Source organism: Corallococcus aberystwythensis, assembly GCF_003612165.1.
Lineage (GTDB): Bacteria > Myxococcota > Myxococcia > Myxococcales > Myxococcaceae > Corallococcus > Corallococcus aberystwythensis.
Window position 1 is genome coordinate 62,697 of sequence record NZ_RAWK01000004.1, and the last position, 22,366, is coordinate 85,062.

2 protein-coding genes (1 of these 2 running past the window's edge) are annotated in these 22,366 nt (G+C 72.9%); both read right to left on the reverse strand.

Going from position 1 to position 22,366, the window contains the following annotated elements:
* Positions 1-20,445: the 5' portion of a non-ribosomal peptide synthase/polyketide synthase gene (locus D7W81_RS01300; protein ID WP_120553469.1), read on the reverse strand. 16,545 nt of this gene lie to the left of the window's left edge; only the first 20,445 of its 36,990 coding nucleotides appear in the window; it begins with the start codon at positions 20,443-20,445; its stop codon lies beyond the left edge, outside the window.
* Positions 20,446-20,537: 92 nt separating this feature from the next.
* Positions 20,538-22,366 (reverse strand): Hsp70 family protein (locus D7W81_RS01305; protein ID WP_120553471.1); only part of this gene is annotated, 1,829 nt, incomplete at its 5' end.

Below are 22,366 nucleotides of genomic sequence, written 5' to 3' on the forward strand. Positions count from 1 at the left end.
GCCGTCCAGGTCCAGCAGGTGCGGGATGCTATAGGCGGTGCCCGCGGTTCCCAGCTGCTCGGCGAACCACATGCGCTGCTGCGCGAACGACAACGGCAGCACGTCCGGCCGCTGCACGCGGACCAGCGAGGGCAATGCCGAGGCCGCTTGCTGCTGGGGCTGCTGGAGCGCGTCGATACGCCGAGCCAGCTCCGCCACCGTGGGCCCCTCCAACAGGGCCCGCAGGGGCAGCTCAATGCCGAAGCGTGCGCGAACCCTCGACACCAGCTGCGTGGCCAGCAGTGAGTGGCCGCCCAGCTCGAAGAAGCCGTCATGGCGGCCCACCGCTGGGACGCGCAGCACCTCGCTCCACAGCGTGGCCAGCGTCGCCTCGGTGGGCGTCGCGGGTGGTTCGATGACGCGCACGGAGGCCGGGCTGGCCTCCGGAGAGGGCAGGGCGTTGCGGTCCACCTTGCCGTTGGGTGTCTGGGGCAGGGCATCCAGCGCGATGACCGTCGCGGGCACCATGTACTCCGGCAGGGTCCGCCGGAGCTGCTGACGCAGGGGCGCCGTGTCCACCTGGGGCGCGACCCAGGCGATGAGCCGGTCCTCGCGCACCAGCACCACCGCGTCCCGGATGTCCGGGTGCGCACGCAGCGCGGACTCGATCTCTCCCAGCTCGATGCGGTAACCGCGCAGCTTCACCTGGAAGTCCAACCGGCCCAGGTACTCCAGCGTGCCGTCCTCGCGCCAACGGGCCTTGTCCCCCGTGCGGTAGAGCCGTGCTCCCGGCTCCGCGCTGAACGGATCCGGCACGAAGCGCTCGGCCGTCAGGTCCGGCCGGCCCAGGTAGCCGCGCGTGACGCCTTCACCGGAGAGGCACAGCTCTCCCGGCGTGCCGAAGGGCACCAGCCGCTGGTGCGCGTCCAGCACGTAGGCGTTCAGGTTGGCCAGCGGCCGGCCGATGACGGGCGTCTCCTGCTCGGCGTCCTGGATGCGCCAGTCCGCCGCGTTCACCGTGCATTCCGTCGGGCCGTATTCGTTGAAGGCCCGCGTTCGGTTCGACGCACGCAGCTGACGCCAGGAGCCTTCGTCCAGAGCCTCGCCGCCCACGGAGATGACTCCGGGCACGTGGGCGCGCTCCAGCAGCCCCGCGGCCAGCATCAGCCGCAGCTGCGACGGCGTGCAGTCCAGTACGTCGATGCGCTGGCCCTCCAGCCACGCGACCATCGCCTCCGGGTCCTGCCGCAGGGCCTCCGGGACGACGTGCAGGCAGTGGCCGCCCAGCAGCTGGACCACCTGGGCGATGGACGCATCGAAGTGCAGCGGCGCGTTGACGGTGACGCGCTGTCCCGAAGGCAGCCCCGCATGGAGGCTGCGCGTCAGCGCCTGATGCAAGTTGAGGACCGAGCGGTGCTGCACCATCACGCCCTTGGGCGTACCGGTAGAGCCCGACGTGTAGATGACGTAGGCGAGGCTGCCCGAAGCCGCCGCCGGGGGCGGGTTGTCCGCCAACTGGTCCGACAGTCGGACCCGTTCGTCGTCATCCAGCCGCACCAGGTGGGGCACTTCCGGGCTCCACGCGTCTTGCTGGGCTCGCGTCGTCACGAGCACCGACGCGCCACAGTCCTTGAGGACGAACGACTTGCGCGCCGACGGGGCCGCCGGGTCCACGGGCACGAAGGCGCCTCCGGCCTTGAGCACCGCGAGGAGCGCCACCATCGCCTCCACCGAGCGCTCCAGGCACAGGGCCACCGTCACCTCCGGGCCCACGCCCAGGGAGCGCAGGTGCCACGCGAGCTGGTTGGCCCGCGCGTTGAGCTCCCGGTAGCTGAGCGTCGTCTCCTCGAACACCACGGCGTCGGCGTCCGGGGTCCGCTCCACCTGCGCTTCGAAGCGCGCATGCAGGGTGGCATCGCGCTCGAAGTCCATGGCGCCGCCGGTGCCGGTGCGCAGCAACGCATCCCGGTCTCCGGCGGGCAGCAGCGACACATCCGCGAGCCGGGCGTCAGGATGGAGCAGCCCCTCCAGCGCCTGCCGCCACTGGCCCAGCACGCGCCGCACGGCGTCCACGTCGAAGCGGCTCGCGTCGTAGATCAGCTGCAACTGGAGCTCGCTGCGCGGCACCACGGTGGCGGACAGCGGGTAGTTCGTGCTGTCGCCAAACTCCAGGTCGCGCAGGTCCATCGCGGTGAAGCGGCGCAGCACGGATTCGTCGAACGGGTAGTTCTCGAAGACGAGCAGCGACTGGAACAGCGGCTGTCCCCGGGGGATGTCGCTCCAGCCGTGCGCGGTGACGAGCGGCGTGTACTGGTGCTGCTGGATGCCCAGCAGCTTCGCCTGGAGGGACTGGAGCCACGGCAGCACCGGCTCGCCGTCACCGGGCAGCGTGATGCGCACCGGCTGCGTGGTGATGAGCAGGCCCAGCATGGCGTCCGAACCCGGCAGCTCCGGCGGACGGCCCGCGAGCGTCGTTCCGAAGAGCACGTCGCGGCTGTCAGCGTGGCGCGCCAGCACCAGCGCCCAGGCCGCCTGCGCCAGCGTGTTGAGCGTGAGCTGATGCCGCCGCGCGAAGGCGTCCAGCGCGGTGGTGACCGCCTCCGGCAGCGTCACCCGCACATCGGGCCGCTTCGCGGAGGTGGTGGGCAGCGCCAGGGACGCGGGCCGCGCCGAGGGCAGGGGCGTGGGCGCCGACAGGCCCGCGAGCTGCTCGCGCCAGAAGCGCTCGTCCTCCACCGGGTCGCGGCGGTCCAGCCACGCGATGTAGTCCCGGAACGGGGGCCGGCCCGAGGGGGGCGGCGGCGTCCCGGCGTGCACGGCGTCGTAGAGGGCGAAGACCTCCTGGAAGAACAGGCCCATGCTCCAGCCGTCCATCAGCAGGTGGTGGTGGCTCCAGAGGAAGCGCCAGCGCGCATCCCCCAGGCGCACCACCGTCATCCGCGACAGCGGCGCCCGCGACACGTCGAAGCCCTGTGCGCGGTCCTCCTCCGTGAGCTTCGCCAGCGCGGCCGGCTGCTCCGCTTCTGGCAGGTGACGCCAGTCGTGCACGATGAACGGCAGCGTGACGCGCGAGTGCACCACCTGGAGCGGGGACTCCAGGCCCTCCCACACGAACGCGGTGCGCAGCACGGGGTTGCGGTCCACGGCCGCCTGCCACGTCCGCTGGAGCAGCGCGATGTCCACGTCCGAGTGGCTCGACCACGCGGCCTGCTCGAAGTAGAGGGCCGCCTCCGGATCATTCAGGGCGTGGAAGAGCATGCCCTCCTGGAGCGGGGACAGCGGGAACAGGTCCTCCACCGTGGGGCCCTGCGCCGCGAGCACCGCGTCCAGCGCGGCCTGGGACAGCCGGGCCAGCGGGAAATCGCCGGGCGTGCGCCGCTGCGCGTCCTCCGAATGGCGCTGGGCGATGAGCTCGCGCAGCACCCCGAGGAAGCGCTCCGCCAGCGCCCGCACCGTCGGCTCGTGGTACTGCTGGTGGCTGTAGCCGAACGTCATCCGCAGCCGGCCCTGGAGCACCGAGCCGTCCACGGCCAGCGCATGCGGCTGCACGGCCCGGGGCTCCACGATGGGGCCCAGCGGCTCGTCGCTCAGGGTGAAGAGGGTGCTGGCGGCGGCCGTGCCGTCCAGCTGGCCCAGGTAGTTGAACGACACCTGCGCCCTGGGCAGCGCGGCCAGCCGGGCCCGCGTCTCCGGAGGCCCCAGGTGGCGCAGCAGGTTGAAGCCGATGCCCCGCCCGGGCCACGCCTTCAGCGAGTCCCGCACGGCGCGCAGCCCGTCTCCCAGCGACCCGCCCGAGGGCACCCGCAGCAGGGCCGGTGCCACGGACGTGAACCAGCCCACGGTGCGCGACACGTCCACGTCCGCGAACAGCTCCTCGCGGCCGTGGCCCTCCAGCTCGATGAGGACGTCCGGCTTCCCCGTCCATTCGCCCAGCGTCCGCGCGAGCGCCGTCAGGAGCACGTCGTCGATGCGCGCCCGCCACCCGGTGGGCGTCTCCTGGAGCAACCGCCGCGTCTCCTCCGCGTCCAGCTCCACGGCGACGCTGGTCCGCGACGCGTACGTGTGCGGGCCCGGTCCGTCCACGGGCAGCGGGGCCACGTCGCCGCGCAGCGCTTCCTGCCAGAAGGACTCCTGCGCGCCCAGCGCGTCCGACAGGGCGTGCTGTTCCAGCCTCCGCGCCCAGGACTGGAACGACGTCGTCTTCGCGGGCAGCGACGGGGCGCGGGCGGACTGGAGCTGGAGGTACGCCGCCTCCAGGTCCTCCACCAGGATGCGCCACGACACCGCGTCCACCACCAGGTGGTGGATGATCAGCAGCAGGCGCTGGGGCTCCGCGGGGCCGAAGTCGAACAGCGCCACGCGCACCAGCGGCGGTGCCGCCAGGTCGAAGTCCGCCTGGAGGCGCGCGGCCTCCCGCTCCATCGCGGCGGGCCGGGCCTCCGGGGGCAGCATGGACAGGTCCACCTGGCGGAGCACGGGGCGCGCGTCCCCGGGCGCCACGCCCTCCTGGCGCCACGCGCCGTCCCCGGCGTGCACGTAGCGCAGGCGCAGGGCGTCGTGGTGGGTGACGAGCGCCTGGAGCGCCTGCTGGATCAGGCCGGCCTTCAGGGGCTGACGGGCCTTGAGCAGCAGGGCGTGGTTGAAGTGGTGCGGGTACGTCGGCTCACGCTCGAACAGGTCCACCTGGATGGGAGTGAGGGGCACCTCGCCCACCACCGGGCCCTGCTCCGCGAGGGAGGCCTCACCGTCGCGGGCGACCGCCGCCAGCGCGCCCAGGGTGGGGTGCTGGAACAGGTCCTTCACCTGCAACCGCACGCCGGCCTGCCGCGCCCGGGCCACCACCTGGAGGCTGATGATGGAGTCGCCGCCCAGCTCGAAGAAGTTGTCGTCCAGGCCCACGCGATCCACGCGCAGCACCTGCGCCAGCACCTGCGCCAGCGCCTGTTCCCGCGGCGTGCGCGGCGCGACGAACTCGCGGCGCGAGGCGCGCTGGCCCGTGGGCGCGGGCAGGGCCCTGCGGTCCACCTTGCCCTGGGGCGTCAGCGGCAGGGACTCCATTGGGACGAACACCGACGGCAGCATGTAGTCCGGCACCCGCTGGCGCATGAAGGCGCGCAACACCTCCGGCTCGGGGACGGACTCGGGGACGACGTAGGCCACGAGCCGCTTGTCGCCGGGCGCGTCCTCGCGCACCACCGCCACGGCCTCGCGCACCTCCGGATGCGCGGACAGGGCGGACTCCACCTCCGCCAGCTCCACGCGGAAGCCGCGCACCTTCACCTGGTGATCGCCGCGGCCCAGGAAGTCCAGCACCCCGTCCGGCCGCCAGCGCGCCAGGTCGCCCGTGCGGTAGAGGCGCTCACCGGGCCGCGAGGCGAAGGGGTGGGGGACGAAGCGCTCCGCGGTGAGGTCCGGCCGGGAGATGTACCCGCGCGCCAGGCCGTCACCGCCGATGAACAGCTCGCCGGGGACACCCGGAGGCACCGGCTGCCCGTGCGCGTCCAGGACGTACAGGTCCGTGCACGTGATGGGGCGGCCCAGGGGCACGGGGGTCTCCACGCGCGCGGGGTCCGACATCTCGTGCGCGGAGGCGATGACCGTCGCCTCGGTGGGGCCGTAGCAGGCGAGGAACACGAGGCCCGGATGCGCCTCCAGCAGCTTGCGCGAGTGCACGGGAGAGATGACGTCGCCGCCCGACATGAGCTTGCGCACGCCCCGCAGCGCGTCCGGCTTCAGGTCCACCACCTGGGTGAAGAGGCCCGCCGTGAGCATCATCGAAGTGACGCCGTGGCGCTGGATGACCTGCGCCAGCACCTCCAGGTCCGACGGCGACGTGGGCGGGAACACCACCAGCCGCCCGCCGTGGCTGAGCGGTCCCCAGATTTCGAGCGTCGCCGGGTCGAAGGAGATGGGCGCGAGGTGGAGGAACGTCTGGTTCGTGCTCAGGTCCACGAAGGCCGGGTGGTGCAAGAGGCGCATCACCGCGCGGTGCTCCACCGCGACGCCCTTGGGACGCCCGGTGCTGCCGGACGTGAAGTCCACGTAGGCCAGGTGGCGCGAGCGCACCCCAGACACGACGGGCGTCACGGGAAGGTCCGCGGCGCTGAGCTCCTCCACGAAGACGGACTCAATCCCCGCCGGCAGCGGCACCGCCGCGCGCATCGCCCGCGTGGTGAGCACCCACTTCGCGGGCGCGTCCTCCAGCATCGCGGCCAGGCGCGGCGCCGGGTAGCTGGGGTCCAGCGGCACGTACGCGCCCCCCGCCTTGAGGATGGCGAGCAGGGAGACGATGAGCTCCAGGGAGCGCTCCAGGCACACCGCCACCAGGGCGTCCGGCCCCACGCCGCGCTCCCGCAGCAGGTGCGCCCACTGGTTCGTGCGCGCGTCCAGCTGCGCGTACGTCAGGTGCTGGTCCCCGAACTCCACCGCCACCGCGTCCGGCCGCTGCGCGGCCTGACGGGCGAAGAGGTCCGGCAGGACGGCGTCGCGCGGGAGGTCCTGGAAGGTGTCGTTCCACTCCACCAGCACCCGCTGGCGCTCCGCCGCGTCCATCAGGGGCAGCAGGGCGACGGGCGTCCGGGGATGGGCCACCACCTCGCGCGCCAGGGTCACCATGTGCCCGGCCAGACGCTCCATCGTGGCCTCGTCGAAGAGGGCGGTGGCGTACTCCATGCTGCAGCTGAAGCCCGCGCGGCCCTCCACCACCTCCATGCCCAGGTCGAACTTGGACGTACCGGTCGGCACCTCCACCGGCGTCAGCTCCAGCCCCGCCGGACGGGCCTTGGCATCCGGCGTGTTCACCAGGTTGATGCTCGCCTGGAACAGCGGGGTGCGGCTCAGGTCGCGCGGAAGGTCCATCGCGTCCAGCACGCGCTCGAACGGGGCGTCCTGGTGCGCGTAGGCCTCCAGGGCCTGCGTGCGCACGCGGCCCAGGAGCTCCACGAAGGACGGCATGCCGGACAGCCGCGAGCGGAAGGGCAGGGTGTTGATGAAGCACCCCATCAGCCGTTCGAGCTCCGGCCGCGTGCGGCCCGCGATGGGCGTGCCCACCACGAAGTCCTCCTGGCCGGAGTAGCGCGACAGCACCGTCTGGTAGAGCGCCATCAGCACCATGAACGACGTGGCGCCGTGCTTGCGGCCCAGCGCGAGCAGCGGCGCGGACAGCTCCGACGGCAGGAGGAACGTGTACCGCGCGCCCGCGGAGGACATGACCGCCGGACGCGGCCGGTCCGTGGGCAGCTCCAGTGGAGGCGCGCCGGTCAGGTGGTCCTTCCACCAGGCCACCTGCTTCTCCATCTCGCCGCCTTCCAGCCAGGCGCGCTGCCACACGGCGTAGTCCGCGTACTGCACCGGCAGCTCCGGCAAGGGCGACGGCTGGCCCGCGCGGAACGCGGTGTAGTTCTCCGTCAGCTCATGCGCGATGACCACGGTGCACCACGCGTCGGACACCGCGTGGTGGAAGGTGACGAGCAGCACGTGCTCCCGCGCGCCCATGCGCAACAGCGCCCCGCGCACCACCTCCTTCTCCAGGTCGAACGGCTGGCGCACGGCCTCCTGGAAGAAGTGGCGCATCGCTGCTTCGCGCGCCTCCGGCGTGTCACCGGGCACGTCCCAGTGCTGGAGCGGCAGCCCCCGGGGCGGGTGGATGACCTGCACCGCGTGGTCCCCGTCCAGGGCGTAGGTGGTGCGCAGCACCTCGTGGCGGATCACCATCGCGTCCAGCGCGCGCTGGAGCGCGTCCCCGTCCAGCTCGCCCGTGAGCCGGAAGATGGCCGGGTTGTTGTACGCGCTGCTCGTGGGCTCCAATTGCTGGAGGTACCAGAGGCGCTGCTGCGCGAAGGACAGGGGCAGCGGCCGGCCGCGGTCCACGCGCGGGATGGGCGGCGGGCCCACGTGCACCTTCGCCGGAGCGGCGGCGGGCCCCACGGGGCGCGGGGCCTCCACGGCGGGATGCGCCACGGGCGGAGGGGGGAGCCGCGACGGCGAGGCCACCGGCTCCAGCCGGCCGTCCCCGCGCAGGCGGGCGTGACGGCCGGTGCGGAACAGCTTCGCGGAGGCCTCGCGGGGATGCGGCACCAGGCGGCGCTGCTCTTCCTCCCCCGCGCGCCACAGGGCGGAGGGGAGCCCCGCACCGGCCAGGGCCAGCTCACCCACCACGCCCGCGGGGACGGGCTGACCGGCCGCGTCCAGCACCCAGGCCTGGAGGTTGGCGGGGATGCGCTCCGCCAGCGTGCGCGGCAGGAGCGCGCCCTCCTGGGCGTCACCGGACAGCCACACCTCCACGCCCGCGGCCCGGTGCAGCGCCGAGCCCAACTCCACCGACGCGCCCTCCAGCACCAGGGCGCCCACGCGGGACAGCGACTCGCGCGCGCCGGGCAGCTCGCTGAGCGAACGCGCCAGCCGCGCCGACGTATGCAGCAGCACCGCGCCGGACTGGCGCGCCAGCTCCAGCAGGCCCTCCACGCCCGCCTCGGCCTCCACCAGCACCTGCTCCTGGCGGGCGGTGGCCTCCGCGTCCAGGCGCTCGCGCACCGTCGCGAGCCGGCGCAGGCCCTCCAGCACCACCGGGGTGTCCAGGCCGAAGTCGATGAGCGCCGCCACCTCGTCCACGTCCGCCGCGCGCACGTCGCGCAGCCGCCGCATCGCGCTGTCCACCGTGCCCAGCAGGCCGGTGTTCTTCGCGTGGTTCTCGAAGGTGCGCTCCAGCACCGCGTTGATGTCGTCCGGGGTCAGCTTCTGGACGTCGCTGATGCCCTGCGCCTGGAGCAGCGACGTGCTGATGTCCACCGAGCTGCGGAAGTAGCCGAGCAGCGGCTGACGCACCGTGCGCAGCACCTCCTGCTCGTCGTCGCCCAGGTACGTGTGCAGCATGCAGGTGATGTGGCCCCGGCCCGGGTGGCCGTTGCGGCGCCACGCGTCGCGGTAGAGCGCCACCTTCTGCTTCAGCTCCTCCAGCGAGTGCGACAGCAGGCCCGTGAGCACGCCCGCGCCCAGCTCGCCCGCCATGCGGAAGGTCTCCGGGTTGCCCGTGGCGGTGAGCCACACCGGCAGCTCCTTCTGCACGGGCTTCGGGCGCAGGCCGACCTCCGCCGTGCTGCCGGCGCCCGCGGGGCGCTTGAAGCGCTCGCCGCGCCACAGCGCGCGCAGCGTGGACAGCTTCTCCAGGAGGATGTCGCGCCGCTTCTCGTAGTTGCCCGGCGCGAAGGTGAAGTCCTGCGTGTGCCAGCCCGTGGCCACGGACAGGCCCACGCGGCCCTGCGACAGGTTGTCCACCACGGACCACTGCTCCGCGATGAGCAGCGGATCATGCAGCGGCAGCACCACGCTGCCGGAGCGCAGGCGCAGGTGCTTCGTGACCGTGGCCAGGCCCGCCGCCACCACCGCCGGCTGCGGGTACAGGCCGCCGAAGGAGTGGAAGTGCCGCTCCGGCGTCCACACCGCGGAGAAGCCGTTGGCGTCCGCGAACTTCGCGCCCTCCAGCAGCAGTTCGTACTTCGGTCCGGAGAGCGAGTCCTCGTCGTTGGCGAAGTAGATGAGGCTCACGTCCATGGCCTTCGCGCGAGGGCCGCCACCGCCCAGGCTCACCAGCCGCGCGGTGACCTGCTCCGGCGGGAACACGACGCGCAGGCCGCGAGTGAGCGCCCACAGGGCCTCCAGCTCCGGACGGTCGGAGGACGGCTCGCTCGCGGACAGCCACGCGCCGCCATCCGGGGGCGACAGCCGCGCGTCCAGGCCGGTGAAGAACTCAGACAGCTCGCGGTGGCCCAGGGCCCACGCGGGCTGGCCCCGGCCCGTGGGCAGCAGCCACGCCAGGGCGTGCGGCTCCACGTTCGCGGCGGTGGCCGTGCTCGCAGCCTGCGCGTTCGCGGCGGTGGCGAGGGCCGTGCCTGAAGCCCGCGCGTTCGCGACGGCGGCGATGAGCGAAACCGGACCGTTCCCGGCGGTGGTGCCGGGGGCCGCGCCCGAAGCCAGCACGTCCTCCACGTAGACGACGCGCGACGCGTCCACGCGCACGGAGGCCGTCAGCGCGCGGGTGGTGACGAGCACCGGCACCGGGGCGCCTTCGGGCGCGTACACGGGCAGGTGCCCCAGCTCTGACGGGCCCAGGGCGACGCACGCGCCCCCGGCGCCCAGCACGCCCCACAGCGCGGCCAGCTTCTCCGGCGACGTGCGCAGGCACACGGCCACCGGCGTCCCGGCCTTCACGCCCAGGGCCTTCAGCCGCGAGGCCAGGGCGTCCGCGCGAGCGCCCAGCTCGCCCCAGGTCCAGTGCGTCTCCCCCTGGGACAGGGCGGTGGCGTCAGCCTGACGCGCGCGCCGCTCCGCGAGCAGCGCGGGCACGGGGACAAGCCCCGGCGGGGTGCGAGGCGTGGGCCACGCGCGGCGCTCGTCATCGGTCGCGAGCGGCAGGTGCGCCACCTGCGTGTCGGGGTTCGCGAGCGCGGCGGCCAGCAGCACCTGGAAGTGCTCCACGAGCCGCGCCGTGGTGGCGGCGTCGAACAGGTCCGCCGCGTACTCCAGCGCGCCGTGGACGCGGCTGGGGGACTCGAAGAGAACGAGGGTGAGGGCGCTCAGGGTGGAGCCCCACTGCACGGGCGTGCCCGGCACCTCCACCAGCGTGCCGCGCACGCCGATGAGCTCCAGGGTCTCCGAGGAGCTCGCGCCCGTGTGGTAGACGAACACGGAGTCCGTCATGCGTCCCCGGCCGATGTCATGGCCCGGGATGAGCGCCTCCACCAGGTATTCGAAGGGCACGTCGGGCCGCGTCTGCGCGTCGGCGACCTCGCCGCGCACCTGGGCCAGCAGCTCACGGAACGTGAGGCCCTCGGTGAAGCGCGTGCGGAACGCCGCCGAGTGCGCCACGTAGCCGATGAGGGGCATCAGCTCCGGACGGGTGCGGTTGGCGATGGGCGTGCCGACGACGACGTCCGTCTGTCCGGAGTAGCGGTGCAGCAGCGTCTGCCACGCGGCGAGCACCGTCATGTAGCCGGTGAAGCCCTCGCGGCGGGTGAAGGCCACCAGCTCGCGGGCGAGCGCGGGCGGGAAGTCCAACGTCATGCGCGAGGAGGAGATGAGGGGCTCGCTGGAGCGGGGCCGGTCGGTGGGCAGGTCCAACCGTCGCGGCATGCCGGCCAGCCGCTGCCGCCAGCCCTGGTCCTGTTCGGCCAGGTGGCCGTTGCCCACGCTCCGGCGCTGCCACGCGCCGAAGTCCGCGTACTGGAGCTTCAGCGGCGCCAGCGGCGAGGGACGGCCCTGGACGAAGGCGTCGTAGAGCCGCCCCAGCTCCTGGACGAAGAGGGCGATGGACATCGTGTCGCTGATGATGTGGTGGATGCTGGCCACCAGCAGGTGCAGCTTCGTGTCCAGGCGGATGAGGGTGGTGCGCAGGACGGGGCCCTGGACCAGGTCGAACGGCCGGGAGGCGTCCTCGCGGGCGAGTCGCAGCGCCTCCGGTTCCCGCGTCTCCAGCGGGCCGCGCAGCTCCACGCGGGTGAGGGGCACGTGCATGCGCGGGTGGAAGCGCTGCACGGGGCGGCCGTCCACGGTGTCGTAGGTCGTGCGCAGGGCCTCGTGGCGCTGGACGACCTCCTGGATGCCGCGCTCCATCACCTCCGCGTCCAGGTCTCCTTCGAGCCGCAGGACGAACGGGAGGTTGTACGCGGACAGGCCGGGCAGGTGCTGCTCCAGGCGCCAGACGCGCTCCTGCACGAACGACAGCGGCAGCTCGCCGTCGCGGGGCAGGGGCACCAGCGGAAGCTCCAGGGAGACAGGGGCCTGGGGCGCCTGGAGCAGCAGGGGCTCCAGGCGTCCGGCGATGCCGGCGACGGTGGGGGCCTCGAAGAGGGCGGCCAGGGGCAGGTTCACGCCGAACGCGTCGCGGAGCTGGTTGAGCAGCTGGGCGGCCGTCAGCGAGTTGCCGCCCAGCTCCAGGAAGTCGTCATGGCGGCCCACGAACTCCAGGCCCAGACGGTCGCGCCACAGCGCGGCCACGCGCTCCTCGATGTCCCCTTGAGGCGCGTCCGCGCGGCCCGGCGGAGGCGCGGCGGCGGGCACGGCCTCGGCGGACGGGACGGGCGCGGCCCACCCGTCCGAGGACGCTCCGGTCCCCGGACGCGAACCGTGCACCGGAGCCGTGGCCTTCATCGCGGCCACGGCCTGGGGTGCGCGGACCGACGCCGTGACCAGGGCCAGGGAGTCCGTCCCGGGCGCCACTTCGGGCGCACGCTCCACGAGCGCCGCCGCAGCCACGACCGGAGCCACGACTGGAGCCTGAGGCGCCCGGACGAGGTTCCCCACCGGAGGCGCGAACGGGGACGTCGTGGCGCGCGCTCTTGGCTGCACCCAGACCGTCTTCTCCTGGAACGCATACGTGGGCAGGTGCAGCCGCAGGCGCTGCTCGTGCGCGTAGAACGCGCTCCACTTCACCGCCACCCCTGCGCCCCACAGCTCGCCCACGGCCTGGAGCCAGCCCAGCTGCTCCGTCGTCTTCCCGCCCACCCGCAGTGACGCCAGCGCGCGGGCAGGGGAGCCGCCGTCCTGCCGGGCCAGGTTCGCGCGCACCAGGGGCGTCACGTCCTGTCCCGGTCCCACCTCCAGCAGCACCGTGCAGCCCTCCGCCTGGAGCGTCTCCACCGCGCGGGTGAAGCGCACCGGCTGGCGCATCTGCTCCGTCCAGTAGTCCGGCGCGGACAGCTGCCCCGGCCCGGCCAGCGTCCCCGTGAGGCTGGACACGTACCGCACCGCCGGCTCCGTCCAGCGCAGCGTGTCCACCACGCGCGCCAGCTCCGGCATCAACGGCTCCACGTCCGCGGAATGGAACGCATGCGGCGCGGGCATCCGCACGACGCCCGCCTGATGGCGTTCCTTCAGCCCGGCCTCCAGGCGCTCCACCTCGTCCACCGGGCCGGACACCACGCACCGGTCCGGCGCGTTGATGGCCGCCACCGACAGCCGGCCCGACAGCAACGGCCGGACCTGGTCCACGGGCAGGGCCACCGCGAGCATCGCGCCCGGCGGCATGCGGTGCATCAGCTCACCGCGCGCCACCGCGAGGCGCATCCCGTCCTCGACCGGGAGCGCCCCCGCGATGCACGCCGCCGCGTACTCGCCGAAGCTGTGCCCCACCACCGCGTACGGCGTCACGCCCAGGTCCCGCCACATCCGCGCCAGCGCCACCTGCACGCTGAACAACGCGGGCAACGCCACACGCGTGTCCGCGAGGTCCACCGGGTCCTCCGCCCCGGGCGCGAGCACCGCCGACACCTTCGCGCGCAACGTCGCGTCCATCAGCGCGAGGCACGCGTCCAGGTGCGCGCGGAACAAGGGCGACGCCTCCGAAAGCTCACGCCCCATGGCCAGCCGCTGCGACCCCTGACCGGAGAACACGAACGCCACGCGCGGCGCCCTGGCCGAGCGCTTCACCGCCGTCACCGGCGACTGGAGCTGCCGCGACAGCTCCTCCGCGTCCTTCACCACCAGCGCGCGGCGGTATTCGAACCCCCTGCGGCCCACGGCCTGCGTGAACGCCAGGTCCGCCAGCGCCGCGTCCCCGATGCCGCGCGCCTCCAACTGCCGCGCCGCCGCCTCCAGCGCCTCTGGCGAGCGCGCGGACAGCACGACGAGCTGGTGGGACCGCGTGGTGGATCCACTCTGCCGCATGGGTGCTTCCTCGAGGATGGCGTGGGCATTGGTGCCACCAATGCCAAAGGAGCTGACCGCGGCGAAGCGGGGCGTCTCGCTCCGGGGCCACGACCGCAAGGTGGTGTTGACGAAGAACGGGCCCGCGTCGAAGTCGATCTGCGGATTGGACTGCTCGAAGTGGAGGCTGGGAGGAATCTCCCCGTGGTGCAGCGACAGCGCGGCCTTCATCAGGCCCGCGAGCCCCGCCACCGTGTCCAGGTGGCCCACGTTGGTCTTCAGCGACGCCAGCGCGATGCGGCTCCGGTGCTCCGCGCCCAGGCCGTACGCACGCGTCAGTGCCGCCACTTCAATCGGGTCGCCCAGCGGCGTCGCGGTGCCATGGGCCTCCACGTAGCCCACGGCCTCCGGAGGCACGCCCGCGTTCACCAGGGCCTGGGTCACCACCGCGGCCTGCCCCTGCACGCTGGGCGCGGTGAAGCCGGTCTTGTGCCCGCCGTCGTTGTTCAGCGCGGAGCCCCGGATGACGGCGTAGATGGCATCCCCATCCCGCACCGCGTCCTCCAGGCGCTTGAGCACCACCGCGCCCACGCCGTTGCCGGGCAGCGTCCCCTGGGCCCGCGCGTCGAACGCACGGCAGTGCCCGTCCGGGGAGAAGATGAGCCCTTCCTGCGCCACGTAGCCCGTGCGCTGCGGCACCGCCAGCCGCGTGGCCCCCGCGAGCGACACGTCGGACTGGCCCGTCCGCAGGCTCTGACAGGCCATGTGGACGGCCACCAGGCCCGTGGAGCACGCGGTGTAGAGCAGCGTGCTCTCACCCGTGAGGCCCAGCTTGAAGGACGCCTTCGTCGCCAGGCTCTCGTGCGTGGCGGTGCCGTGCAGCTCCAGGAAGGACGCGGCGTCCAGCGACATCGCCTGCCGCGCCGCCTCCGCGTACCCGGAGGACGCGGCGCCCGCGTACAGCGAGATGGCGCCGGGGAACACTTCCGGATCCACGCCCGCGTCCTCCAGCGCGGCCCACGCCGTCTGGAGGAACAGCCGCTGCTGCGGATCCGTGAACTGCGCCTCGCGCAGGGACATGTCGAAGAAGGCGTGGTCGAAGCGGTCCACGTCCTCCAGCACACCGGCGGCCGGGACGAAGGCCGGGTGGTGCCACAGCTCCCATCCCTCCGGCAGGGCGGGCAGGTGCTCCAGTTCCTCCTGCGCGAAGCGGGTGATGGACTCCACGCCCCCTCGCAGGTTCTCCCAGAACGCATCCACCGTCCGCGCGCCGGGGAAGCGGCCCGCCATGCCGATGATGGCGATGGAGCCGGACGCGCCGGGCCTCGACGCCTCGCGCGGGCCATGGCCGGGCGCGGTGGACGCGGTCGCGGGTGCTCCCGGCGCCAGGGTCTCCTGCGCCAGCCGCTGGGCGAGCGACTCCACCGTGGGGTGCTCGAACAGCCAGACCACGGGCACGTCGCGGCCCAGCGTCTCCTTCAGGCGCGAGGCGAGCCGCATCACGGACAGCGACGTGCCGCCCAGGTCATTGAACAGGTGGTCCTGCGAGCCCACCCGGTCCGCGCCCAGCTCGCGGGCCCACGCGGAGGCGAGCTGCTGCTCCAGCCCGGGGGACGGCGCCACGTAACGCTCGCGCCGCCCGGTGGAGTCGGCGTCCGGGGCGGGCAGGGCGTTGCGGTCCACCTTGCCGCTGGGGTTCAGGGGCAGGAGGGGGAGCGCCACGAACACGGACGGCACCATGAAGTCGGGGAGCTTGCGGCGCAGGGCCTCCCGCAGCCGCGAGGGCTCCAGCACCTGACCCGCGCGCGGCATCACGTAGGCGACGAGCCGCTTGTCTCCGGGCGCGTCCTCGCGCACCACCGCCGCGGCCTCGTGCACCTCGGGCAGCTCGCGCAGGGCGGCCTCCACCTCCGGAAGCTCGATGCGGAAGCCGCGCACCTTCACCTGGTGATCCGTGCGGCCCAGGAAGTCCAGCGTCCCGTCCGCGCTCCAGCGGACCCGGTCGCCCGTGCGGTACAGCCGCGCACCGGGCCTGGTGCCGTAGGCATCCGGAACGAAGCGCTCCGCGGTCAGGTCCGGCCGCGCCACGTAGCCGCGGGCCACGCCATCACCGCCGAGGAACAGCTCCCCGGGCACGCCCACCGGCACCGGCTGGAGCCGCGCGTCCAGCACGTACAGCGTGGTGTTCGCGAGCGGCCCGCCAATGGGCACCGACGCGCCCACCTGCTCCGGCCGCTCCACCGTGAAGAACGAGGCGGCCACGGAGCATTCGCTGGGGCCGTAGGCATTGGTGAGGGGCCGGCCCAGGGTCTCCACCGCCCGGCGCACGTGCGGGGCGGAGATGACGTCGCCCGCCACATGCAGCTCGCGCAGCCGCCCGAGGATGTCCGGCCGGTGCTCCAGCAACTGCGAGAAGAGCCCCGGCGACAGGTGGACGAAGCTGACCGCGTGGCGCTCCACCACGCGCGCGAGCGTGTCGATGTCCCCGGCGGGAGCCTTGCCGGGGAAGACGACGAGCCGGCCGCCATGCAGCAACATCATCCACAGCTCCATCACGGAGCCGTCGAAGGACAGCGGCGAGAAGAGCAGGCCCGTGTCGCGCGCGCCGAAGCGGGAGTAGGGCTGGGCATGCACGAGGCGCAGCAAGCCGCGCTGCTCGACGCCCACGCCCTTGGGGCGCCCGGCGCTGCCGGAGGTGAAGATGACGTAGGCCAGGTTGCGAGGCCCCACGGTGAGGGCGGGCGCGGTGACGGGCTGGTCGTCGAGCGCCAGCGCGTCCACGAAGAAGCAGGGCAGCGTCGCGTCCGGCACGTTCAGCCGCTCACGCAGCGAGAGCGTGGTGAGCAGCATCCGGGGCCGGGCGTCCTCCATCATCAAGGCCAGCCGCTGCGCGGGGTACGACGCGTCCAGCGGCACATAGGCGCCGCCCGCCTTGAGGATGGCGAGCACCGTGACGACGAAGTCCACGGAGCGCTCCATGCACACCGCCACCGGCACGTCCGGGCCCACGCCCCGGGCCCGGAGGAAGTGCGCGAGCGGATTGGCCCGTGCATCCAGCTGCGCGTACGTCAGGCGGACGTCCCCGTCCTCCAAGGCGATGGCGTCCGGATGGCGGGCGGCCTGGAGCGCGAACTGCGCTGGGATGTTGCTGCCGGAGGGGTAGTCGCCGGCCGAGTCATTCCACGCGGTGAGCACCTGGGCCCGCTCGTCGGCGGTCATCCACGGCAGCTGGAGGATGGACGTCTCCGGGGCCGCGATGGCTGCCTCCAGCAGCACGCGGAAGTGGCCGGACAGCCGCTCCGCGGTGCCGGCGTCGAACAACTCCGTGGCGTATTCGAGCCAGCCCTCGAAGCCCTGGGGGGACTCCGCCAGCGACAGGGTGAGGTCGAACATGGACGTGCCGGTGTGCACGTCCATGAGGCGCGACTGGAGGCCCGGCAGGACGGGCGCGTCCACGCGGGCGCCCTGGAGGTTGAACATCACCTGGAACAGCGGCGTGTATCCCAGCTCGCGAGGAGGCCGGAGCGCCTCCACGACGCGCTCGAAGGGCACGTCCTGGTGCGCGTACGCACCCAGCGCCGTCTGGCGCACGCGGCCCAGCAGCTCCCGGAACGACGGGTTGCCCGACAGCCGCGTGCGCAGGACCAGTGAGTTGACGAAGAGGCCAACGAGCCCCTGGAACTCCGCGCGCTGACGGCCCGCGATGGCCGTGCCCACGCTGACGTCCTCCTGGCCCGCGCGGCGGGAGAGCACGGTCTGGAAGGCCGCGAGCAGGACCATGAACGGCGTGACGCCTTCACGCTCCGCCAGCGTCCGGACGGAGGCCGCGAGGCCCACGTCCAGCACCACCGGGACCCGAGCGCCGGCCGACCCGCGCCGGGCGGGACGTGGCCGGTCCGTGGCCAGCTCCAGCAGATGGGGGGCACCGGCGAGCTGCGTCCGCCAGTAGTCCAGTCGCGACTCCAGCGCGGCGCCGTCCAGCGACTCGCGCTGCCAGTCGGCGGCGTCGGCGTAATCGAGGGGCAGGGCGGGAAGGGGCGACGGGCGGCCGTCACGCAGCGCCGCGTAGAGGGCGGAGACCTCGCGCACCAGCACCGCCATGGAGGTGGCGTCCGACACGGCGTGGTGCATGACGAGCACCAGCACGTGGGTCCGCGCATCCAGCGTGAAGAGCGTTGCGCGCACCAGCGGTCCGCGCTCCAGGTTGAACGGGCGACGGGCCTCTTCGTGGGCCAGACGGAGCGCCTCGGCCTCGCGAGCTTCGGCGGGCAGGGACTCCAGCGACACGCGGGCCAGCGGCAGGGACGCATCCGCCGAGATGATCTGCCGGGGCTGCCCCGGAGCCTCCCGGAAGGAGGTCCGCAGTCCTTCATGCCGGGCCGCGAGCGCCGCGAGGCTGCGCTCCAGCGCGGGCACGTCCAGCTCGCCCTCCAGGCGCACGGCGGCGGGCAGGTTGTAGCTCACGTCTCCAGGGGCGTACCTGGACAGGAAGAACAACCGGGCCTGCGAGGAGGAAGCCTCGCGGTCGCCGCCCACGCTCCGGCGCTGCGGCGCGGAGCCCGCCGTTTCGCGGAGGGACGCCAGCCTGCGTGCCAGGGACGTGATGCTCGGTCCCTGGAGCAACCACTCCATGGGCACGGTCAGCCCGGTGCCCGCGCCCACCGCGTGGGCCAGGTCCACCGCGCCCAGTGAGTCCAGGCCGTAGCGCGTGACCGGGGCATCAACGTCGATGTCCTCGCGGAGCATGCGCACGTGCCGGGCCACGAGGTCACGCAGCCACGCCACCAGAGCGTCCGCGTCCGGCGTTGAGGCTGGGTCCATGGAGGCGCGGGCCGCGGAACCAGGCAACGCCCCGCGTGCTCCAGATGCGGATGGGCGAATGGCTCCGGCCTCATGACTTGCTGACGGCTCCGAGGAAGCCAAAGGGCCGGATGCGCCGAAGGCCCGCGCGGTAATGGCTCCGGTCGCGCCGGGGCCCAAGACGGATGCAGCAGCTGAAGCAGAGGCTCCGGAAGCCTCAACGGAACCACCCGGTGCGGAGGGAAGGGGAGCATCGGACGAAGCACCTCGCGGCTCCGCCCGCCACGCCATCACCTCCTGCAACGTCCCGCCGAGGTAGGCCGCGCGGCACGCATGCCGCTGCACCTTGCCGCTGGACGTCTTGGGCAGGCTGCCCGGCTCAATCAGCACCACCGCGTGCGCCTGCACCTCGTGCGACTCCGCCAGCCGCTGACGGATGGCCCCTACCGCCGCGTCCGCCACTTCGAACTTCTGGCGCAGGTCCCCCAGCCGCCGCACGTCAATCTCCTGCACCACCACCGCGCGCTCCTCGCCCTCCACCTCCACCGAAACCACCGCGCCACCACCCGGCCGCAGCGCCGCGTGCGCCGCCTCCACCGTCGCCTCCAGGTCCTGCGGGTAGTGGTTCCTTCCCCGCAGGATGATGAGGTCCTTGCGCCGCCCGGTGACGTAGAGCTCTCCCTCCGGCCGCAGGAAGCCCAAGTCACCCGTGCGCAGATACGGCCCGCCGTCCTCACCCGAGATGCGCGCATGGAACGTCTCGCGCGTCGCGTCCTCCCGGCCCCAGTACCCCTGGGCCACGCTCGGCCCAGACACCCAGACTTCGCCCACCTCACCGGGCGCACGCCGCTCCAGCGTCTCCGGGTCCACGATGGCGATTCGCTGCTCCGCCAGCGTCCTGCCACACCCCACCAGCGTCCGCGCTCCAGCCTCCGCCGCGCCCACTTCCTGCGCGCGGTGCCGCTCCAGCGCCTCTCCCGACAGCGTCACCGACACCGGCGGCGCTGCCTTCTCGCCTCCGGAGACGATGAGCGTCCCTTCCGCCAGCCCGTAGCAGGGGTAGAAGGCCTCGCGCCGGAAGCCGCTCGGGCCGAAGGCCTCCACGAAGCGCTCCAGCGTCTCCGGACGAATCGGCTCCGCGCCGCAGAAGGCCACCTCCCACCGGCTCAAGTCCAACGCCCGCCGCTGCTCCGGCGTGCTCTTCTTCACGCACAAGTCGAACGCGAAGTTCGGCCCGCCGCTGATGGTGCCTCCGAAGCGCGACACCGCCTCCAGCCACGCCATGGGCCGCTTGAGGAAGGCCATCGGTGACATCAGCGCCACCGGGAACCTGCCGTACAGCGGCTCCAGGATGCCGCCGATGAGTCCCATGTCGTGGTACGGCGGCAGCCAGATGACGCCCACGCTGTCCGCTCGTGCCCCGAAGGCACCGTGGATGAGCGACAGGTTGTGCAGCAGGTTGCCGTGCGTGAGCATCACGCCCTTCGGCGTGCCCGTGCTCCCGGACGTGTACTGAAGGAACGCCAGCGACTCCGCGCCCATGCCCTCTGGCGCCACCCAGTCGCGCTCGCCGCCCTCCGGCAGCGTGTCCGTCGCCATCCAGTGCAGCGCGCGGAAGTCCGGCGCCTGCTCGAAGACGAAGTCCGACAGTCCCAGGATGCCCGACGTGGTGAGCACCACGGTCGCCCTGGCGTCCTGGATGATGGCGCGCAGCCGGGGCAGGGTGCGCTCCAGCCGCATCGGGTCCGGCGGATACGCGGGCACCGCCACCGCTCCCGCGTACAGGCAGCCGAAGAAGCCCGCGATGTAGTCCAGCCCCGGCGGGTACAGCAGCAGCACGCGTTCGCCCACCGCGCCCTGCTCACGCAGCGCCGAAGCGATCCGCCGGGCGCGCACGTCCAGGTCCGACGCGCTCCAGACGGTCTCTTCGCCGTCTTCACCCAGGAATGTGTAGAGCGGCGCGTGGGCCGTAGGCCCTTGGACAAACTTCTGCAGCACGCCAGGAAGGCATTGGGGGAGGTCGGTCACGGGGGGGGCCGTCCATGTGTCGAAAATTTCGACACTTCATAGCAGCCCTCGCGCTGAATCCCGCAGGCACTCGCGGTGAGGCCTCTACGGCATCACGCTCGCCCGAACAGCCCCTTCAACCACCCCATGAAACCTTTCTGCCTGGACACGACAGCCACATCCGGTGCCGCCTCCGGAGCGGCCGGCACGGACGCCGCCACGTTGCGCGCCGCCGCAGCCCCATTTCCGGGTGTCACGACCGGAGGCACCGGCGCCGCCGCGGTCTCCTCCTGCGCCAGCCGCGCCTTCACGACCTCTGGAGTGTCCCGGGTGGTGAACGTGCTGACCACCTCGCGCCCCGTGGTGCCCTCCTTCGCGGTCACCTTGAGCAGCGACTCGTTGTTCACCTCGAACGTCACCGACACCTGCACCGCGCCGCGAGGCTTCTTCGGCAGGCCCGCGAGCCGCAGCGTGCCCAGGTACTCGTTGTCCTGCGCACGGTCGGAGTCGCCCTGGAACACCGTGAGTTCCAGCTCCGTCTGCCCGTCCCGGTGCGTGGAGAGCGTGTAGCTCTTGACGGCTGGCAGCGACACGTTGCGCTCCAGCACCGGCTTGAAGCGCCCACCCGGCAGCCCCACGCCAATGGCCATGGGCAGCACGTCGATGAGCACCACGCCTTCCAGCTGCCCCAGGCTGTGCGCCAGCAGCGCCGCGCCCAGCGCCACGGCCTCGTCCGGGTGCACTCCCTTGCTGGGCGGCCGGCCGAAGAACTTCGTGATCTTCTCGTGCACCAGCGGGAAGCGGCTCTGCCCACCCACGAGAATCACTTCGTCGATGTCCTGCGGCTTCAGCCCCTTGGCCTGGAGCACTTCCTCACAGACCTGGACCGTGCGGTCCACCAGTCCCTCCGTGAGGGCGATCAACTTCTGCCGAGTGAGCGTGACGTCCAGGTCGTACGGCTTGTTGTCGATCATCGTGATGAAGGCCACGTGCACGCGCATCTCCGACCGTTCAGAGAGGGCGCACTTGGCCCGCTCCGCCGCGTCGTTGATTCGCTGCAGGGCCACCCGGTCCCCCTGGAAGGCGCGGCCCGTCTGCCGCTGGAACTCCTCCAGGAGGTACTCCACGATGGCGTTGTCGAAGTCGATACCGCCCAGGAACGTGTCGCCGCCCGTTGAAATCACTTCGTAGACGGTGTCGTGCAGCTCCAGCACCGACGCGTCGAACGTGCCGCCGCCCAGGTCGTACACCAGCACGCGCTGGTTGAGCTTCTTGCCGTAGCCGTACGCCAGCGCCGCCGCCGTGGGCTCGTTGAGGATGCGCTCCACGTACAGCCCGGCGAGCTTGCCCGCCTCGCGCACCGCGTGCCGCTGGTTGTCGTTGTAGTAGGCGGGCACCGTGATGACCGCCCGCGAGATGAGCTGGCCCAGCTGGTTCTGCGCCACCTCGCGCACTTCCCGCAGGATCAGCGCGGAGATCTGCTGGAGCGAATAGATGCGGTCGCCCAGGCGCACCGCCGCCTCACCGGCCTGGCCCGCGGCGATCTCGTAGTGGAAGCGGCCTTTTATCTGCCCCACGATGGGCGACGCGTAGGGCCGGCCCACCAGCCGCTTGGCGCCGTACACCGTCTGGCGCGGGTTGGTGAGCATCTGCCCCTTCGCGGGGTGGCCCACCACCAGCTTGCCTCGCTGGTTGAACGCGAGGATGGAGGGCACCGTGTTGTGGCCCTCGCGGCTGGGCAGCACCCCGGGCTTCGCGCCGCGCACGAACGCGGCGCACGAGTTCGTCGTCCCCAGGTCGATGCCGATGACGGGCCCCGTCCGGGGCGGCTCGTCGGTGTTCAGCCCCAGCGCGGCATCCGTCACCATCTCCAGGGCAGGCGCGGCCGGGGCCTCCATCCGGGGCGCGGCGCTGGCGTCCGCGGACGAGGGCAGGGCAGGGG